The organism is Deltaproteobacteria bacterium (genome assembly GCA_016183175.1).
Classification (GTDB): Bacteria; UBA10199; UBA10199; order UBA10199; family SBBF01; genus JACPFC01.
This window is the reverse complement of sequence record JACPFC010000096.1, coordinates 1-19147: the sequence shown is the minus strand read 5'-3', so window position 1 is coordinate 19147 and position 19147 is coordinate 1. Positions and strand designations below refer to the sequence as shown.

Here is a 19147-nt window from a genome sequence, read left to right as displayed (position 1 = left end):
TTCGGCCCGGGTGATGCTACTCGCGTTGTTGGATTTCGCCCGCCAATACTTCGTGGCGGGCCAAACCCCGCTCGGCACCGGCAAAGCCGGATGCCTCGCTTTACAATTTCAATCGCGCATCTTCCAGAATCTCGTCGCACAAATCCTCAAACGACTTTCCCATGCAGACAGCCGCCTTGGGGAGGAGCGATGTCTCGGTCATTCCGGGGATGGTGTTCATCTCCAGAAAATAAGGCTCCCCGTTTTTGTCCAGCATATAGTCGATACGCACCGCCCCTTCGCACTGCAACACCCGATATATCTCCTCGCTCGCCCCGAGAACTGTTTGGACCGTCTGGTCCGGCAGTTTTGCGGGGACAATATATTCGGTCATCCCTTTGGTGTATTTGGCCTCGTAGTCATAAAAACCGCTTTTCGGCACAACCTCCACAATGGGGAGGGCTTTTCCGCGGTGGACGCCGACGGTGATCTCCCGCCCTTCAATCATCTTTTCCACGAGGATCACCCGGTCAAATTTCAATGCCTCCTCCATCGCTTTTTTCAGGTCACCCGTCCGTGTGACGCGCGAGATACCGATGGTGGAGCCTTCGGTATTCGGTTTCACCACGCAGGGGAAATCCCCTTTGAATTTTGCAAGCCATCCATCAAGGTTTTCACCTTCCCGGTAAACCTCGAACGGCGGCGTTAAAATCCCCTTTGCCGCCACAAATTCCTTCGTCGTCCGCTTGTCAAAACAGATGGCCGAGGTTAAAAGCGACGGGCCGGTGTAGGGAATCCGTATCCATTCCAGAATCCCCTGAATCGTTCCGTCCTCGCCGAATTTCCCATGAAGCGCGATGAATACAGCCTCCGGTTTTGCCCTCTGGAGTTTGTCGATCACCTGGGCGTCCGCGTCAATCTCGATCACCTCGTGCCCCTTTTTGCGAAGGGCGCCGGCAACCGCTCTTCCGGAACGGAGCGATATCTCCCGCTCTTTGGATAACCCTCCCATGAGAACGGCAACTTTCATGAATCTTCTCCCACAATCTTCACCTCCGTCTCCAAAACAACCCCGGTTGTCTCCCTGATCCTGTCTTTAATGAGGCCGATGAGAATGATCACATCCTGCGCCCTTGCATTGTTCTCATTAATGATGAAGTTCGCATGTTTTTCCGAAATGCGGGCTCCCCCCACGCGCACATTTTTCAGACCCGCCTCATCGATCAATCGGGCCGCATAAAGTTGCACCCCCCTTTTTTTGTGGGGCGGGGGGTTTTTAAAAACCGAGCCCAAATTCGGGAATTGGAGCGGCTGCGTTTCGACCCTTTTTTTCTGATAATTCCGCACACTTTCGGCGATCTCTTTGGCCTTCCCCTTGTGCAGGCGGAACAGGCCTCCAATGACGATATGGGTTCGGGGAATTTTCAGATTCCGGTATTCAAATTCCAGTTTTTCGCGCGGGATTTTTACCGTCTCCATCTCCCTGGTCAGAACAGTGATCTCGCGGACAATATCCTTGATTTCGCGCCCCCGCGCCCCGGCATTCATCACAATCGCCCCGCCGATGGTGCCGGGGATCCCCACCAGCGGTTCGGCGCCGGTGAGGGACAAATCTCTGGTGAAATTCACAAAGGCGGTGATGCCGACCCCCGCCCCCACTGCCACGTCAGCTTCTATCTCCGACTCCCAGGCCACTTGCAGTTCAGCAAAAAACTTGCCGAGCACTGCGACAAAACCGCGGATACCGCCGTCTTTGACCAGTGTGTTGCTTCCGGCGCCCAGCATCGTGAAGGGGATATTTTCCTCCCGCGCGATTCGAAGAGCGGCGATAAGATCGTCCAGACCGGAGGGGACAAGAAAGGCATCGGCCGGTCCGCCGATCCGGATGCTGGTGTGACGGCTCATCGGCTCCTTGGTGAGGACTTCGCCCTTGAATTCGCGGGCGAGCCGGTCACGCACGGCGTCTTTAATGACGACGGCGGACTTGCCGCCTGGCGGCTTGTCCTTGTTCCATTTTTTGAGGATTGCCTCTTTCCAGTCTGTTATGGGTTCATTCATTGTCTGGTTCCAAACCCTTTCAACCGCCTCGCGCATTCCTTTCCAATCTTTGTCACATCCCCCGCCCCCAGCGACACGAACAGATCCCCCGGCTGAATCGCCTTCACGATCTCATCCGCAATTTTTTTATCTTTGGGAAGATAAACCACCTCTCCCCCTTTTTTTCTCCTGATGGCCTCGGCCAAACTTTGCGCGGACACCCCCGCGATCGGCTCCTCGCTCGCGGGATAGATGTCGGTCACCATCAGACAATCCACCCGATCGAACGCCTGCGTGAAATCGTCAAAGAGGTCCTTTGTCCGCGTGTAGCGGTGCGGCTGAAAGAGGGTCACAAGCCGGCGTCCCGGATAGGCCTCGCGGATCGCCTCCAGCGTGACCTTGATCTCTTCGGGATGATGACCGTAATCGTCCAGGACCGTGATGGAGCCGTTTTTCAAAAGCACCTGGCACCGGCGTTCGATGCCGCTAAACGACTTAAGGGCCTGATGGATTTTCTTGAACGGAATGTCGAGTTCAAAAGCAACGGCTATGGCGGCCAGTGAATTAAGCACGTTGTGCCTTCCCATGAGATTCAGTTCGATCCCGCCGATTTTTTTCCCATAAACGCACAAATCATAGGAGGTATGCCCCTTCTGCCGCAAAATATTTTTCGCCTCAAAATCGGCCCCTTCGGCAAGCCCGTAGGTGACCACCCTCTTGTCGATCTTTGGAATCAACTGCCGCACAACCGGATGGTCCCGGCAACAGATGACGGCGCCGTAAAAGGGGACCTTTCGCGCAAATTGAAGAAAGGCCTCCTGCACCCGGTTGAAGTCGGAGTAAAAATCCATATGTTCGCGGTCGATGCCGGTGATAACGGCGATGGTGGGGGACAATTTCAAAAACGAGCCGTCCGACTCGTCCGCCTCGGCCACCATGAAATCGCCCCGCCCCAGACGGGCGTTCGACTTGAAGCTGTTGACCCGCCCGCCGATGATCATCGTGGGATCGCATCCGCCATTGTAGAGAACGCTCGCCACCAGCGATGTGGTTGTCGTTTTTCCGTGCGTCCCGGCCACCGCGACGCCGAATTTGGAAAACCGCATCAGCTCCGCGAGCATCTCGGCCCGCTGGATGATCGGAATTTTTCGTTCTTCCGCGGCCATGACCTCCGGGTTCCCTTGCCTTATGGCCGAACTGACGACAACCACCTCGGCCGAATCCAGATTTTCGCGCCGATGGCCGATGCGGATGGCCGCCCCCCTTTTTTTGAGACGCCGCGTGACGCCGGAGCCCTTGAGGTCCGAACCGCTGACCGGATAACCGAGGTTAAGTAGAACCTCGGCGATTCCGCTCATGCCGACGCCGCCGATTCCGACGAAATGAATTTTGTGTTTTTTATACATTATACTTGGGGCCCCGAAGGCCCTTTAGGGATACTACTCGTATTAATCACATTTTCTATCGGGCCTTCGATGGCCCACTATTTTTACTCCGCAAACACTCTGTGTTTGCTACGCGCCCCAGCCAAGCTGTGGCTTGTAGCCCCGCGCCTCGCACTGGCCCTACAAGGACAGGCTTTGCCTGTCCGCGTAGCAAAGTCGAGAGACTTTGCGAAGTTAAGATAGCCAGATGCTCGGCTTACTCACTTTATCGATAACGCCATTAATTCATCGGCCACTTTTTGCGTTGCGTCGGGCCTTGCCAGGCTTCGCGCTTTTTGCGACATTGTTTCCAGCCGCTTCCCATCCGAAAGAAGCTCCGTGATTTTTTCCGCCAGTTTTTCAGCCGTCAGGTCGCTCTGTAAAACCATCTCCGCCGCCCCGCGGCAGACAAAATGGGCGGCGTTTTTTTTCTGGTGGCCATCCGCAGAAAAGGGATAAGGCACCAGAATCGACGGGACTCCGAACAGCGCCAGTTCCGTCACGGTTCCCGCCCCCGCGCGCGAGACGGCCAGTTTTGCCCGTCCGTAATGCTCCTCCATGTTTTCAAAAAACGGGGCGACCGTCGCCTGAATTTTTTTCTCCCTGAACTTCCGCGCCACCCATTCATAATCGGCTGTTCCTGTCTGATGGACAATTTTCAATCCGGGATGTCTTTTGTCTATTTCCTTCACCGCCTCGATAAATCCCTCATTGATCGCGTGGGCCCCCTGCGAACCGCCGCAGATCAACAACGTGTCTTTTGCACTTCCCGATCTCGCCGCCTTTTCACGCAACCGTTTGAGAACGGGATTGCCGGTAAGCCTCACCTTCCCTTTTTCAAAATAATCGGCCGCTTCGTCAAAGGCCAAAAAAACCCGGCCGACCCACCTTCCAAGCCGGCGATTCGTGAACCCTGGCACCGAGTTTTGATCGATCACCGCCGTCGGAATATGCCTCATTCGGGCCGCCAGCACCATCGGCCCGGAGGCATAACCGCCGATTCCCAAAACGACATCCGGTTTTTCCTCCTTCAATAGACGTCGACTATTCAAGATTGCCCCCGGAATGCCGGCCAGCGTTTTCAGCTTTGAAAAAATTCCGCTCCCCTTTAATGACGAAACAGAAATCATCTCCAGACGGTAACCATATTTGGGGACCAGATCTTTTTCCAACCCCTTTGGCGTTCCGACAAAGAGAACCGAACCGCCGCGCGCTTTCCATTCTTCCGCCACAGCGAGACCTGAAAAAAGATGCCCTCCGGTGCCGCCTCCGGCAATGATAAGTTTCATTTCATTCGATCCACGATCCACGATCCACGCCTACCCGCCGGCAGTTTGGCGGGATCCACGCTTCAGAATTCCTCCCCCTCATCCGCCGAGATATTGAGCAAAATCCCCGCCGTCACCATGGAGGTGATGAGCGATGTTCCGCCATAGCTGATGAAGGGGAGCGTCAGTCCCTTTGTCGGAAGCAGACCCATGACCACGCCGATATTCACAAACGCCTGAAGGCCAACGAGGCAGGTGAGGCCAAAGGCCAGGTAGACCCCGAACAAATCGCGGCACCGAAAGGCGATGATCAGCCCCCGAAAGACAAAAATGGTGAAGAGGGTCACAACACCCATCACTCCCAAAAGCCCCAGCTCTTCCCCGACAACCGAAAAGATAAAATCGGTGTGTGCCTCGGGGAGATAAAACAATTTCTGTTTTCCCTCTCCCAGGCCGACCCCCGTCAGGCCTCCCGACTGAAAGGCGACAAACGACTGGATGATCTGGAACCCGGTCCCCAGCTGATATTTCCAGGGGTCGAGAAAGGCCAGCATCCTCTGGCGCCGGAACCCCACCGAAAAAAGGAGGTAGTAGAGAACCGGAATGGTCGCGAGGGAGGCGCCCGCCAGATAAGAAAGGCGCGTCCCCGAAATAAAAAGCATCAAAAAAACAACCAGGCCGAGGACAAAGGCGCTTCCCAGATCTTTCTGCAAAAGGATCAGTCCGATGTACACGCCGGAAATTGAAATCACCGGGAGGAATCCCCGCGCGAAATTTTTTATCTTTTCCCCTTTTTTGGCCAGGGCATAGGCGCAAAAAACAACCACGGCCAGTTTGACCGGTTCGGAAGGCTGAAAGCTGAAAGGCCCCACCCGTATCCACCGTCTGACCTCTTCCTGCCCTCCCCCCGATCCGACAAAGAGAACCAGAACCATCGGGACGAGGGCAACAAGCAAAAACCAGTAGCTTGATTTCCAATAGACCCGGTATGGAATTTTCCGGACTCCCAGCATGGCGAGGATGCCGATAAAAACAAACAGGATCTCCTTTTTCAGGAAGAAATACCCGTCCTGATACCGCTCGCGCGCCAGCACGGCGCTGGAGGAAAACACCATAACAAGGCCGATAAAAACCAGAAAGAGAGTGACAAACAGGAGATAGACGTCGAAGGGGCGGTATTCTTTTTTCCCCTTTTCGTCCCCTTCTCCTTCTATTCTTTTGCGCCTAAACAGAATACCCATTTTTTAAAGTCGTCTCCCCGTTCGGCGTAGTTTTTGTATCGGTCGAAACTCGAACAGGCCGGCGAGAGGAGCACCGTGTCCCCCGGCTCCCCGATCTCAAAGCTTTTTTGGACCGCCTCTTTCATCGTCTCCACGCGATGGATCGGCTTGACCGCAGAAAGGGAGGAGGCGATCTTGTCCCGCGCCTCCCCCAGAACGATCACCGCCTTGGCCTTCCCGCGAATCAACGGAATAAGCGGGGCATAGTCGCCCCCCTTGTCGCGCCCGCCGAGGATCAGAATAACGTTGTCTTCAAACGAGGCCAGAGACATGACCACCGAACCGACATTTGTCCCCTTGGAGTCGTCATAAAATTTTACACCCCGAAACGTTCCGATTTCCTCCAATCGATGGTGAAGCGTCTTGAATTCCTTGAGCGCCCCGGAGATTGCCGCCGGATCCACGCCGACCAGGGTTGCCGACAAAATGGCGGCCAGCATGTTTTCCTGATTATGGAGGCCCTTCAGAGAACAGGTTGAAAAGGGATACCGCATTTCCTTTGCAAGTCGGATAACCATATCCCCTCGATCGACAAAGCCTCCTTCATCAAACCGATTCACCAAGCTGAACGGAATTGCCTTGCACGGTGCCTCGCGCGCCATCCTCACGCAATACATGTCATCGGCGTTGTAGATAAAAAAATCGCCACCAGACTGATTCATGAAAATGCGCGCCTTGGCGCTCGCGTAGGCCTCCATATCCGGATAGCGCTCGAGATGATCGGCCGTGACGTTGAGCACGACGGAAATGACCGGATGAAAACACCCGCCAGTGGCGCCGCCACCGCCAGTGGCGCCGCCACCGATCGTCTCGAGCTGGTAACTGCTCGCCTCGACCACGTAATAATTCCGGGGGGGTTCGCCGACCGCGGTTAAAAGTGGAGAACCGATGTTTCCTTTAAGGCTCGAAGAGAATCCCCCCGCCTTCAGGATGTCGTGCAATAGCGATACGGTGGTTGATTTCCCATTCGTCCCCGTAACGGCTATGATTTTTCCCTGAAGAAAACGGGAGGCCAATTCCAGTTCACCCATGACCGGAATCGATCTCCTTTTGGCCTCATCGTTCCACGGCCGGGTCGGCGGAACCCCCGGACTGACAAAAACCCCTTTTAAATTCTCAAAGACCCCTTCTTCAAGCGCGCCAAAATAAAAACGGACGTCTTTTCCCTCGAATTTTTTTTTCGCCTTCCGAAAATTTTCCTCCGACAGCTCCTCCAGGCCGATCAGCGTCATCCCGCGACCGGTCAGGAAATCGACAAGCGCCATTCCGGTGACGCCGAGGCCGACGACGAGATATTTTCCTTTTGAAAGATCGTATGCCATTTATCTCAATTTCAATGTCGCCAGCGACAACAGAGCCAGCACAAACGAGATAATCCAAAAACGGACGATGATCTTCGGTTCCTTCCACCCTTTCAGTTCAAAGTGGTGGTGGAGCGGCGCCATCCTGAAAATCCGTTTTCCCGTGAGTTTGAACGAAATCACCTGCGTGATCACCGAAAGGGTTTCCAGGACAAAGATGCCGCCGATGACGATCAAAAGCATTTCCTGTTTCGTGATCAGAGCCACCACCCCCAAAAGCCCTCCCAACCCCAGGGCTCCCACATCCCCCATGAACACCTCCGCCGGCCAGGTGTTGAACCAGAGAAAACCGAGACAGGCCCCCACGCAGGCCCCACAAAGAATCGCCACCTCCCCCGCGTCGGCCACGTAGGGAACCTGAAGATAGCCGGCGATCACCGAGTTGCCGACGATGTACACAAAAAGGCCGTAGGTGATAAACGCCGTCATTGCCGGCACCGAGACAAGGCCGTCGAGGCCATCGGTCAGGTTCACGGCGTTGGCGCACCCTGCCACGACAAGGATGGCGAGATAGAGATAGCCGAAAGAGAGATCAGGCTGAAGCCCCTTGAAGAACGGGAAATGGAGTTTTGTGTCGAGCCCCAGGTACCCGTAGAGCCAGAGGGCCGCAATCAGACAGATGACCACTTCCAGAATGATCTTGTGCCGCCCCGGAAAACCTTTTGGATCTTTTTTGATCACCTTGCGGTAGTCATCCACGAACCCAATGACCGCCATCGACAGAAAAACAAAAAGACAGGTCCAGACAAAAGGGTTCGTCAATCTCCCCCACAAAAGCGCCGAAACACAGACCGCCGCGATCACCAGAACCCCCCCCATCGTCGGCGTCCCTTTTTTCCCCAGATGCGTCTGCGGGCCGTCGGCGCGGATGGCCTGATCGACCGATTTGCTTTTGAGGTAGGCGATCCACCTCTTCCCGAAGATAAAATAGATGAGCAGAGCCGTCAGCAGAGCGGCAAAAGTGCGAAAGGTGAGGTACTTGAGGACGTTAAACGGCCCAAAGACCTCACGCAGGGGATAGAGCAAATAATAAAGCATGTTTTATAAAAATTCCTTCTTTAAAAATTCCACAACCCGTTCCATCTGCGATCCACGCGATCCCTTGACGAGCACCACATCTCCCTTTTTCAGAACCGCCGTTAATTTTCGATTCAGCCCCTCTATGTCCGAAAAGGAATAACCATCCTTCCCCTTCCCGGAAAAGCCGTCAACCATCTCCGGGGCATGCTCCCCGAAAGCAAGCAAAAGATCGATCTGCGCCTCGGAGGCGGCAATCCCCGCAGAGCGGTGCAGACAAGACGCCTCTCTTCCCAACTCCCACATCTCCCCCAAAACCGCCACCCGACGCCGTTCGGGATACCGCTTAAAAAGGGCATGGAGCGCCGCGGACATCGAATCGGGGTTGGCGTTGTAGGCGTCGTTGATGACCGTGATGTCGTTTTTCAATTCGATCTCCTCCCCCCGCATTTTTGCCGGACGAAAGGTGTCGAGCGCGTCTTGAGCCTCTTTGGGGCTGATTCCCAATTCAAATCCGACGGCATACGCCGCCAGCCAGTTAAGAACATGATGCTCTCCAACCATCGGGAGCGTGAATATCGTCGTCTGTTTTGGATCGGTCACCGTCACACGCATTTTTTCCCCGTTATACTCCACCTCGTCCGCATGGATGTCGGCCGGCTTTTGACAGCCGAAGGTGATCTTTTTCGCCCGGGTGGAAAGTTTGGCAATGTTTGGATCATCCGCGTTGATCACGGCTACAGCAAAGACATTCAACCCTTCGAACAGCTCCCCTTTGGCCCGCGCGACCCCCGCGAGATCTCCCACTCCTTCGAGATGGGCGTGGCCGATATTGGTAATCAGGCCATGGCTCGGCCGCGCAATTTCCGTCAGGCGCGCGATTTCGCCGAAGGCGTTCATCCCCATTTCAAGAACCGCATACCGGTCAACGTCCGTGAGTCCGAATACGGTCAGAGGAAGACCGATCAAGTTGTTTAAGTTTCCTTCCGTTTTCAGCACTTTTCCTTTCCGGTTCAAGACGGCGGCAATCAGATCCTTTGTCGTCGTTTTGCCGCTACTGCCGGTGATGGCCACGACAGGGATATCAAACTGCCCCCTCCAACATTTGGCGATGTCCCCCAGCGCCCTTTGCGTGTCGGGAACATGGATCACGGGTAGGGGCGTCCGCCGCGACTTATTGGCGGACGCCTCTACGGAGCGCGATACCACCACACCACAGGCCCCCTTCGAAATCGCCTCCCTGATAAAATCATGTCCGTCAAACCGTGGCCCTTTAAGCGCCACATAGAGATCGCCGTTTTTTAACTTGCGCGTGTCGGTGCCGATGGAACGAATGACAATTTGGGCGTTTCCTCCGAGAAGTTTGCCCCCTGTGGCTTTGATAATTTCTTCGATCGTCAATTCCATCTATCGAAATGTCAAAGTTCAAAGTTCAAATGACAAAACAATTTCAAAACAACAATTTCAAATTTGACATTTGGCCTTTGACATTTCTTTGACATTTGAACTTTGTCATTTGGCATTTCCTAAAAACTTTCTCACCACCTCATGGTCTGAAAAATGAATCTTTTTGGTTCCAATGATCTGATAATCCTCATGTCCTTTTCCCGCTACCAGCACCACATCCCCTTTTTTTGCCAGTTGCAGGGCCAAGGCGATGGCCTTGGACCGATCAACCTCCACCAGATAACCTTTCTTTTTTACAAAAGACTTTAACCCTCCCCTTTTCACCCCCGGCAAAATTTCGTCGATGATCTTTTCCGGATCTTCCGTCCGCGGGTTGTCGGAGGTGACAAAACAGATATCCGACAATCGGGCCGATTCAAACCCCATTTTCGGCCTTTTGCCCCGGTCGCGGTCGCCGCCGCAACCAAAAACGGTGATAATGCGACCCCCCGGTGCAAGACGTTTCAGCTCGGTCAAAACCGATTTGAGCGCAGACGGCGTATGGGCGTAATCGACAAAGACAAACCGCCCGCGCGGATCGTCGATCCGTTCAAGCCTCCCCGGCACTCCTTTCAAGGCCGCAATTCCCTTTTCGATCGATTCGATTTCGCATCCCGAATGAAGCCCCACCATCACCGCCGCCATCACATTCAGCAAATTAAACCGTCCGGGCAGATTCGACCGGATGTGAATGGGGCCGCGCGCCGTTTTGAGTTCGGCCTCAAATCCATCGAGAGTCTGGCGATAACCGACGGGAAAGATGTCGTTTGATTTTTTAAACCCGTATTTCACCGTCGGAATTTTCAGCGATTCGCTCATTTCGGCCAGCCTTCTCCCGTGCACTCCTTCCGTGCAAATGATCGCCAACCTGTTTTTCTTGGCGCTCAAACGCAGATCGTGAATGAACAATTTTTGTTTCGACCGATAGTACTCCTCCATCGTTCCGTGAAAGTCGAGGTGGTCCCTGCTTAAATTGGTGAAAACGCACGAATTGAAGTGGCAGTTTTCCACCCGCCGGAAGATGAGGGCGTGGGAAGAAACCTCCATTGCGACGTTGGTGATTTTCTCGTGCCGCATCCGCGAGAAGAGACGCTGAAGGTCCAGGGATTCGGGGGTCGTCTGGGCGGCATCGAGGCGAACGCCTCCGAAGCGGTAGTTGATGGTGCCGGCAACACCGGTTTTCAACCCCGCCGCCTGTCCGATCGATTCGATGAGAAAGGTCAGCGTCGTTTTGCCGTTGGTGCCGGTGACGCCGGCCAGGTAAAACGACTCGGTCGGATGGGCAAAAAAGGCCGCCGCCAGATTGGCCAGCGCCAGACGAGCCCCCAAAACCCGAACTTGGGTTGGGACAATGTCCCTTGCTATTAAATTTTCAAAGAACTCTCCTTCAAAAATAACGGCTGTCGCCCCCTTATTGACCGCCTCTTCGACATACTTTCTGCCGTCGGTCTTCAGGCCTGGAACGGCGACAAACAAAAACCCGGGCTGTGCCTCCCGCGAGTGATAACAGATGCCCCGGATGGGGATCTCGGCCGATCCGCGAATTTCGTAGTGTCCCAGGGCTTGGAGTAATGCTGATAATTTCATTCATTTTTGAAATCCCCCCCAACCCCCCTTTAAAAAAGGGGGGCGAGGGGGGATTTAATATTTCGCCAACCGTTTTTCAGACGGAGGCACGCCGCCGTAGGCCAATGACTCCTCCGCTATTTTTTTGAACACGGGGGCCGCCACGAGGCCGCCATAGTGCACCGGCCCAGGGGTGTCGTAGACGACGTAAATCACATACTCCGGTTTGTCCGCCGGCACATAGCCGATAAACGAACTGACAAAGGCGTTCTCCGAATATTTTTTGGTCTTCGGGTCGACCTTTTGGGCGGTGCCCGTTTTGCCGGCGATGGAATAACCTTCGAGCTGGGCCAGCCCGCCGGTGCCGTCCGGCTCCACCACCTCCTTTAACATTCTTGTGAGGGCCCTTGCCGTATCCCCCTTCATCGTCCGGACAAGCTCCGTCGGCGTTTCTTCAAAAACCGTCTCTCCCGACGGGCCTGTCGCTTTTTTCACCAGATGCGGTTTCATCCGGATGCCATCGTTGGCGAGCGCGGAGTAGGCCGAGGCCATCTGGAGGCCGGAAACCGCCACCCCCTGGCCAAATGAGATGTTGCTCAAGTCGATATCCGACCAATTCTTGAGCGGCCGCAGGGCTCCGCCCGCCTCGCCGGGGAGGTCGAGTCCCGGTTTTTCTCCAAAACCCATTTTTTGAATCGTGTCGAAGAGGGAATTTTTTCCCGTCCTCTGCGCGATTTTGGTGACGCCGATATTGGAGGAAACCTTGAGAATCTCGGAGACGTTCAGAACCCCATAGGCGGCGTGATCGTGAATTGTCCTTTTTCCGATTTTATATTCCCCCCCTTCGCAATTGAAGGAATCTCCCGGTTTGACCCTGCCAGAATCGAGCGCCGCCGCCACCGTCATCGGCTTGAAGGTGGAACCCGGCTCGTAGGAATCCTGGACTGCATGGTTGGCCCAGTGTGATGGCGAATATTTCCAGTAGATGTTCGGATTGAGCGAGGGATAATTGGCCATGGCGAGGATTTCTCCCGTTTTGGGGTCGAGAACGAGGGCAAAGCCGCTTTTGGCATTGTGTTTTTTCGCCCCTTCCGCGAGATATTTGTCCGCGATGAACTGGAGATTCAGGTCGAGGGTGAGAGTGACGTCATGAGAACGCGCCCCGCCGTCAAACGGCGTGAAAAGGCGGCCTCTGGCATCCTTCTCTCCGACAATCCGCGTTGAGTCCGATTTCAGCCAGGGGTCGAGCGACATCTCAAGGCCGCCCAGGGCTTTTGCCTCGTATCCGACGGCACCGAGGAGGTTTCCCGCCAGTTCCTTGTTGGGATAAAACCGCTTGTATTCCGAGACGACCTCCACCCCTTTGAGTTTGAGGGAGGCAATGGCCTGCCCGATTTCCCTGTCGACCCTCCTGACCACCCATTCGAATTTTTTTTGCGATTGAATCTTCCGGTTGATTTTTTCCGGCGGAAGTTTCAACTGCGCCGAAAGAACGTTGACGACCTCTGTTGCGTCTTCGATCCGGTTGGGATGCAGGGCGATGGAGGCCACCTCTACATCCACGGCCAGCGGCTTGCCGTTGCGGTCGTAGATGGTTCCGCGTCGGGGAGACACGGGGAGGCTGGCCCTGTACTGGCGCGAGACAAGCTGGTCGACGCGGGTGTTTCCGGCAATCTGCAACTGGTAACTGCGAAAGAGAACAAGACCAAGAAGGCCGACAAGGCCCAAGGCGATGATAAAAATCCGGAATTTGATCCACTTGATGGGGGACATGCTCATAGGAAATTTAAAATTCAAAGTGCAAAATTAAAAATGAATGTACCTTAGTTTTGAATTTTTCATTTTAAATTTAAAATTTTTATCTGCTCCGGCCCGGGGGTCTGCATCTTCAATTTCTGCCGGGCAATGGCTGTAATCCTCCCCGGCGACTTCAGCATCGCTGTCTCGACATTGAGCCTTTTGCTTTCTTCCACAAGCGTATCGTTGCGGGACCTCAAGTTGTTGATGTCGTAGCCGTACTGTACAATCTGGACGCGCGACCAGATGTAAAACAGGCTTAATATCGCCATGAAGGCGACCAGAAAAAGGATCCGGAAGAGAAACCGCGTCTTGACGAAATCCTCTTTCGTGAACGCTTTTTGGTTCCGGACTATTTGTATTTTGGCCCCTTTCGGCCCGTATGTTGCTACTCGCATCATAGATTTCGCCCGCCAATACTTTGTGGCGGGCCAAACCCCGCGCTCAGGGCCGGCAAAGCCGGACCCTTCGCTTCCTTACTCTTGACTTTTTTCAATGACCCTCAACTTCGCGCTCCGACTGCGCGGATTATTTTTGATTTCTTCCACCGACGGCGTCACCGGCTTTTTCGTGACCGGATTCCACCCCTCTGTTCTCAACGCCAAAAATTTTTGCTTCACCTTCCGGTCCTCCAGCGAGTGAAAACTGATGACTGCCGCCCGCCCGCCCGGCCTTAAAACTTTGGGAATCGACTCGAGAAGCGAGTCCAACTCCTCCATCTCCCGGTTCACGGCAATCCTTAAGGCCAAAAACAGGCGTGTCGCCGGATGAATTTTCTGTCTTCGATAAAAAGGGCCAAGGGCCCTTTCTGCGATCAGCCGCAGTTGCTCCGTCGTATGAAGGGGGCCCTTTTCCCGCGACATCACGATCATGCGCGCCAGTCTTCGCGAGCGCCGCTCTCCTCCCAGTTGATAAATCAGATCAGCCAGTTCCTTCTCGGTCGACGTTGCAATCAGATCGTCTGCCGTTTGAGAAAGCCGCGGATCCATCCGCATATCCAGAGGCCCCCGGGACCATGTCCCGCCCTGGCGGAGGCCGCCTGCCGGCATGAATCCGATCCCCCGAGCCGGATCGGCCAGTTGAAGGCTCGAAACGCCGAGATCGGCCATCATTCCATCAACCGGCGTCAACTTTTTTTCCGTCAATATTTCAAAGAGCTCCGAAAACCGGGCATGAAAGATTTGGACCCGCGGGTCGTTTCCGAATTTTTCCTTCACCCCTTCGACCGCCTGCGGATCGCAATCGGCAACGACCAGGCGGCCACCGGCCCCAAGCCTTCTTAAAATCGCCTCTGCGTGTCCTCCTCCCCCCGCGGTGGCGTCCAGATACAAGCCATCGGGGCGGATGCGGAGAAGCTCGATCGTTTCATGAAGCAGGACACTGACATGCAAAAAATTTCCCCCCCTCCAATCACAACAACCTGTCTTCACCCTGCGTCTTCTTCAAAAAGCTCAAAATCGCCTCCGAGATGCTCGCGTAATCTTTAAGGCTCTGGTCGGCCCCCGCAAATTTGAGCGATTCGCGCAACTGGTCGCTCACATGGGCAATCTTTAAATCGCCGTCGTTCTGCCTTAGCTCTTCCGCCTGGCGCAGAAGGCTTCGCGCCGCCCGCAGATGGAGGTAATCCACGCGCGCCAGGTCGAGGACGATCTTCGTGTGCCGGCACTCCTTAAACGACCGGATCGCCTTTTCCAACAGCTCCATCTCCAAAAGCGAGAGATCGCCGTAGAGGTGAAGGATGGCAATGTCCGCGGCATTGGAGATATCAAACATGATTACAACCCCAGATCGGAGAGATTTTCCGCGTTCTCCGCGATCTTTTGCGACTTATCGAACTCGGAGGCCCAGCGGTCTTTGGCCCAGATTTCGATCCTTTTCGTCATGCCGACAAAAACAATCTCCCTGGAAAGCCCCGCGTAGTCGCGAAGCGTGGGGGGGATCAAAATCCGCCCCTGCTTGTCGATGGGGCATTCGGTGGCGGCCGAGATGAACATCCTTTGCAGGGCCTTGACCTCGCTCTTAAACTGCGGCAGGGAGGCCACCTTGTTTTCAATCACCTGCCACTCCGCGACGGGATAGGCCCACAGACAGGCGTCAAAGTTGGTGATGATAAGACGTTCGTCGTAGTTGGTGACCAGAATTTCGCGGAACCTTGAGGGGATGGAGGTCCGCCCCTTGTTGTCGATGGCATGCTCAAATCTTCCACGAAACATTTTAACTTGGGGGCCCCGCAAAACCTCTAAGGTTGCTACTCGCGCCCTTAAATTTTTTTGTCGGCTTTGCGATGGCCCCCAAACCCCCCGCTCGCCACTGGCAAAGCCAGATGGCTCGCTTATTGTCACCTCCCCCATTATTCCCACTTCATACCACTTTATGGGTAGATTAATCCATGGAAGGGATGAGTGTCAAGCTAATTCAAGGGGGGATTAACATCCTAACTATTGAAAATGACGTGAAATTTTTAACTTGCAAAGGCTCTAAAATCTTGGGAAAGTACCCTTGAAAAATTCTAGGCAACTTTTTTTATCTTTTGCCGATAATAGATACATGAGGCGTTTCACTTTTACTACTTTGATTTTATTGGCTTTTTGTTGGTTGGCCCCAGCCTGTGGCGGTTCGTCGGACAGTGAAAAGGCCACGGAACTCGAAAACCGGCTCTCGGGCAACACCTACAATGCGGTCGGCATCGAGGAAATCACCGCCCTTTTTGACGATTGTGAGGACGGGGCGCTGGATGAGGAAAATCCCGAGGTGGAAAACTTCGACATCACCATCTCGTTTGGCCCGGCGACCTACACCATGAACGTCGAGGGGGAAATCGCCATCGGCGGCTGGGAGGCCGTTGACGAAGATACGATTCTGATCAACACCAGCGAAGTCGAAGGGCTCGAACTGGACATTGATGTCGTCGAGACAACGATCTTTTTCGATCTCTCCGAAGACTGGTTGAGTCAAAATTGTTCCGGCGAAGAATAGAAATCCTCCTTCTCCAACCTCGATCTTTCTCTGTTAATCTGATACACATTCATGACATGACCTCCCACCGAAAAAAGGTCGTTGTCCTTGGCACCGGCTTTGCCGGTTTCAGCTTCGTCAAAAACATCGACACAAATTTTTACAAAGTCATCGTTGTCAGTCCACGGAACCACTTTCTCTTTACGCCGCTTCTCCCCAGTACAACCGTCGGAACCATCGAGTTCCGAAGTATCATCGAGCCGATCCGAAGCGCCCGCACCGAAATCGAGTATTACCAGGCCGCCTGCGCCGGAATTGATGAAACTCAAAACATCATCCATTGCGAGGCCCCGGATGGAAAGAAATTCGATCTCACCTATGACCAACTCGTCATCTCGGTCGGGGCGGTCAGCAATACCTACGATGTGCCGGGGGTGACCCGCTATGCGCTCTTTTTGAGGGAACTCTCCGATGCCCGGGCTATTCGCCAGAAAATCATCGAGTGTCTGGAACAGGCCGGCATGCCTAATCTGCCGACGCACGAGCAGGAACGTCTGCTCCATTTTGTCGTGGTGGGCGGGGGACCGACCGGCGTGGAGCTTGCCGCCGAATTGCACGATTTTTTGGAGGAAGATTTGAGCCTCTGGTTTCCCAATCTGTCGCAGGAGGTGACCATCACGGTTCTTGAAGCCACCGAAAAAATTTTGGGGAGTTTCGACGCCCGATTGGGGCAGTACGCCTTGAGGACGTTTCAACGCCAACGGATTGAGGTTCGCACCGGCCGGCTGGTCAAAGAGGTGCGGGAAAAAGAAATCGTTCTCCAGGATGGAAGCACCATCCCCTATGGCCTGTGCGTCTGGTCCACCGGCATCGGACCTGCACCGCTGATTGAAAGACTTTCCTTTCCCAAAAGCGTAAGCCGCAGGCTTCTGGTCGATTCGTTTCTTTGCCTGAAGGGATGTTCAAATATCTACGCCATGGGCGATTGCGCCACCGTCGAGAAATTGGAATTCCCCCCCACCGCCCAGGTCGCGCAACAGGAGGGGAAGTACCTGGCCAAAATGTTCAACCGGATGGCCAAAGGGAAAACTGTAAAGTCGTTTCGCTACCATCATTTTGGGATGCTGGCCTACATCGGCGGCAAAAAGGCGCTGGCCGACCTGCCGGAGGTCAAAGGACGCGGATTCGCCACCTATCTCTTCTGGCGATCGGCCTATCTCACACGGTTGGTAAGTCTGAAAAACAAGATCCTCGTTCTCTTCGACTGGTTTAAGACGCGGGCGTTTGGGAGGGATATCAGCCGATTTTGAAATCGGGCGTCGAACTCATCTCCTTCACATGGCGGCTCGTCTGTTTCCAGACGATCAAGCATCTTCAAGGCCACCTTGATGTTTCCTCTCTTGGCTCGTTTTTCAGAGGTTACTCCGTGGTCACCTCATTAATTGTAATATTTCTGCACAACACCGTTCCTTCATCTGGACCTGGAGTTGCAAGATCGATAATGGTAGCGCCTTTTTCATAATAAATGGTATGACCACCTGATTTAGTAATGAAAACAGCACCTGCTTCGACATAGACCGTTAGGGAACCAGATCCTCCACTATCGGCGACTCCACCAGTCTTTACTATTACCGTGCCTGATCCGCCCGCCTTTGCTACAATCCCCCCGTTTTCGACGAGAATAGTATCATGCAGGCCAGCTCCTGCGAGTATACCCCCATCCCCAACATAATAGCTTCCAGTAGCAGATTGAGCCTCATTATAATATGCGTCACTATATAAATCTCCAGCTACGAGCACAGTAGCACCATCCATTGTAAAGCTTACGCTACATTCAGCAGGTGTACCTTGGGCGCTCCCATTGTGGGAATAGGCCAAAAGAATGGTGAAAACCAAAAATCCCAAACCGGCTATCCATTGTTGCGTCTGTTTCATAAACATTCCTCCCTTTTATAAAAGAAAACCAAAAAATCGGCCGACTTTTCGACAGCCTCCGTAACTTCATGATGCAATTCTTGTACCAAAAAGGACAGAGAAGGGGAAAATCAATAAATTTTTATCAACTAAATGTTATCATTAAGAATTGTCCGTCATTCGCCCCCAGCCAAGAGAGAGAGAGAGAGACAAAAATAGTTATCATTTTGATTTTTTTCTCATTTTGAAACGCCAAATCTTTGACTCTGTTTTCCGGAGAAAACAGGTGAATTTATCCAGAATTCCGGAAAGCAGACGGAATCTCCTTGTAAAAAAAATGAATTATTCTATTAGAATAATCCGGAGAGAATAATGCCGAAACTGGCGTGCATTCTCTGGGACCAAGTCGAAAATGAAGCCGACGAGAGGTCGTTGACAACGGCATACCGGAGTTTAATTTCCTCGGAGACTCCCGATTTCGAAGCGCACTGGAGTGGCCTCACCCTGGTCCAGCGAAATCTCCTTAAAGCCATTGCTCTCTCTCCTGATTCTGTTCCCTACTCGAAAGAATTTCTAAAACGGTCTGGCCTTTCGCTGGGAGGAACCCAAAAGGCCCTGACTCTTTTGATTGAACGGGATTTGGTCGAAAAAACGGAAACGGGTCTTTGCCTGACCGATCCGATCATGGCGGTGTGGCTTGGCGGTCACATTTAACCTCCTAATATTCCGTTTTACTCGACCCGAAATGTCACCGCCTTCACAGTCACCACAATACTTCCCACTTTTTTCACCTTGACCACATACACACCGGCCGTTTTCAGATTGAAGAATTTCGCCAGATCGAGTTCGAGTTTCTTTGTCTCGCCCACGGCAGTCTTTACCGGAGTCCCATTCTGGCCCTTGGCCTCAAGGCGCATGCCTGCCGGACCGATCACCTCCAGCTCAACACCGCGGGGGGACAGCTCGACTTCGAGCTCCTTGCCCGCGGTGTTGGTGAAGGTGATTTGGAGGGTCACAGGAGAACCTGCCTGATAAGAGAAGGAGTCGGTCTTGACGCCGTTGGGGGGCACCGAAGTCTGACTGCTTGTTGCCCGCTCCTTGTC

19 protein-coding genes are annotated in these 19147 nt (G+C 53.8%); 3 read left to right on the top strand and 16 right to left on the bottom strand.

Going from position 1 to position 19147, the window contains the following annotated elements; all coding sequences use genetic code 11:
* Positions 1–100: 100 nt before the first annotated feature.
* The 14 genes from HYU99_09545 to mraZ form a co-directional block, all read right to left on the bottom strand.
* A complete protein-coding gene (locus tag HYU99_09545; GenBank protein ID MBI2340589.1) occupies positions 101–1009 on the bottom strand; it encodes a D-alanine--D-alanine ligase in 909 nt (302 codons plus the stop codon).
* The gene (gene murB / locus HYU99_09540) at positions 1006–2037 is read right to left on the bottom strand and encodes a UDP-N-acetylmuramate dehydrogenase (protein MBI2340588.1); all 1032 of its coding nucleotides are present in this window, start codon (positions 2035–2037) and stop codon (positions 1006–1008) included. Before murB ends, HYU99_09545 begins: the two co-directional genes overlap by 4 nt.
* Entirely contained in the window at positions 2034–3422 is a 1389-nt protein-coding gene (locus tag HYU99_09535; protein ID MBI2340587.1) for a UDP-N-acetylmuramate--L-alanine ligase, read from the bottom strand. Before HYU99_09535 ends, murB begins: the two co-directional genes overlap by 4 nt.
* A 239-nt stretch (positions 3423–3661) precedes the next feature.
* Positions 3662–4729 carry an undecaprenyldiphospho-muramoylpentapeptide beta-N-acetylglucosaminyltransferase gene (gene murG, locus HYU99_09530; protein MBI2340586.1) on the bottom strand — a complete coding sequence of 356 codons (1068 nt, stop codon included), beginning with the start codon at positions 4727–4729 and terminating at the stop codon, positions 3662–3664.
* A 62-nt stretch (positions 4730–4791) separates the two neighbouring features.
* Entirely contained in the window at positions 4792–5949 is a 1158-nt protein-coding gene (ftsW, locus tag HYU99_09525; GenBank protein ID MBI2340585.1) for a putative lipid II flippase FtsW, read from the bottom strand.
* Positions 5919–7310 carry a UDP-N-acetylmuramoyl-L-alanine--D-glutamate ligase gene (murD, locus tag HYU99_09520; protein ID MBI2340584.1) on the bottom strand — a complete coding sequence of 464 codons (1392 nt, stop codon included), beginning with the start codon at positions 7308–7310 and terminating at the stop codon, positions 5919–5921. The genes ftsW and murD overlap by 31 nt, the downstream gene beginning before the upstream one ends.
* Positions 7311–8387 (bottom strand): phospho-N-acetylmuramoyl-pentapeptide-transferase, encoded by a 1077-nt coding sequence (locus HYU99_09515; GenBank protein MBI2340583.1) that lies wholly within the window; start codon positions 8385–8387, stop codon positions 7311–7313.
* 3 nt (positions 8388–8390) lie between these two features.
* The gene (locus HYU99_09510) at positions 8391–9773 is read right to left on the bottom strand and encodes a UDP-N-acetylmuramoyl-tripeptide--D-alanyl-D-alanine ligase (GenBank protein ID MBI2340582.1); all 1383 of its coding nucleotides are present in this window, start codon (positions 9771–9773) and stop codon (positions 8391–8393) included.
* 105 nt (positions 9774–9878) lie between these two features.
* Positions 9879–11399, bottom strand: a complete 1521-nt coding sequence (locus HYU99_09505; protein ID MBI2340581.1) for a UDP-N-acetylmuramoyl-L-alanyl-D-glutamate--2,6-diaminopimelate ligase — start codon at positions 11397–11399, stop codon at positions 9879–9881.
* Positions 11400–11453: 54 nt separating this feature from the next.
* Positions 11454–13151 carry a penicillin-binding protein 2 gene (locus HYU99_09500; protein ID MBI2340580.1) on the bottom strand — a complete coding sequence of 566 codons (1698 nt, stop codon included), beginning with the start codon at positions 13149–13151 and terminating at the stop codon, positions 11454–11456.
* Positions 13152–13216: 65 nt separating this feature from the next.
* Complete coding sequence (locus tag HYU99_09495) at positions 13217–13576, bottom strand: cell division protein FtsL (protein ID MBI2340579.1); 360 nt, start codon at positions 13574–13576, stop codon at positions 13217–13219.
* A gap of 75 nt (positions 13577–13651) precedes the next feature.
* Positions 13652–14566 carry a 16S rRNA (cytosine(1402)-N(4))-methyltransferase RsmH gene (gene rsmH, locus HYU99_09490; GenBank protein ID MBI2340578.1) on the bottom strand — a complete coding sequence of 305 codons (915 nt, stop codon included), beginning with the start codon at positions 14564–14566 and terminating at the stop codon, positions 13652–13654.
* Between the two features lie 19 nt (positions 14567–14585).
* Complete coding sequence (locus HYU99_09485) at positions 14586–14948, bottom strand: STAS domain-containing protein (GenBank protein MBI2340577.1); 363 nt, start codon at positions 14946–14948, stop codon at positions 14586–14588.
* A gap of 2 nt (positions 14949–14950) precedes the next feature.
* Positions 14951–15388 carry a division/cell wall cluster transcriptional repressor MraZ gene (gene mraZ, locus HYU99_09480; protein MBI2340576.1) on the bottom strand — a complete coding sequence of 146 codons (438 nt, stop codon included), beginning with the start codon at positions 15386–15388 and terminating at the stop codon, positions 14951–14953.
* 382 nt (positions 15389–15770) lie between these two features.
* On the opposite strand from mraZ, the gene HYU99_09475 reads away from it, so the two are divergent.
* Complete coding sequence (locus tag HYU99_09475; GenBank protein MBI2340575.1) at positions 15771–16151, top strand: hypothetical protein; 381 nt, start codon at positions 15771–15773, stop codon at positions 16149–16151.
* Positions 16152–16207: 56 nt separating this feature from the next.
* Positions 16208–17440 carry an FAD-dependent oxidoreductase gene (locus tag HYU99_09470; protein MBI2340574.1) on the top strand — a complete coding sequence of 411 codons (1233 nt, stop codon included), beginning with the start codon at positions 16208–16210 and terminating at the stop codon, positions 17438–17440.
* A 109-nt stretch (positions 17441–17549) separates the two neighbouring features.
* Here the strand turns inward: HYU99_09470 and HYU99_09465 are convergent, their stop codons facing one another.
* Positions 17550–18065, bottom strand: coding sequence for a hypothetical protein (locus HYU99_09465; GenBank protein MBI2340573.1), 516 nt, complete (start codon positions 18063–18065; stop codon positions 17550–17552).
* A 351-nt stretch (positions 18066–18416) separates the two neighbouring features.
* Here HYU99_09465 and HYU99_09460 point away from each other — a divergent pair, with 351 nt between their 5' ends.
* A complete protein-coding gene (locus HYU99_09460; GenBank protein MBI2340572.1) occupies positions 18417–18758 on the top strand; it encodes a MarR family transcriptional regulator in 342 nt (113 codons plus the stop codon).
* 17 nt (positions 18759–18775) lie between these two features.
* Here HYU99_09460 and HYU99_09455 read toward each other — a convergent pair.
* On the bottom strand, positions 18776–19147 hold a 372-nt coding region (locus HYU99_09455), incomplete at its 5' end, for a hypothetical protein (GenBank protein MBI2340571.1).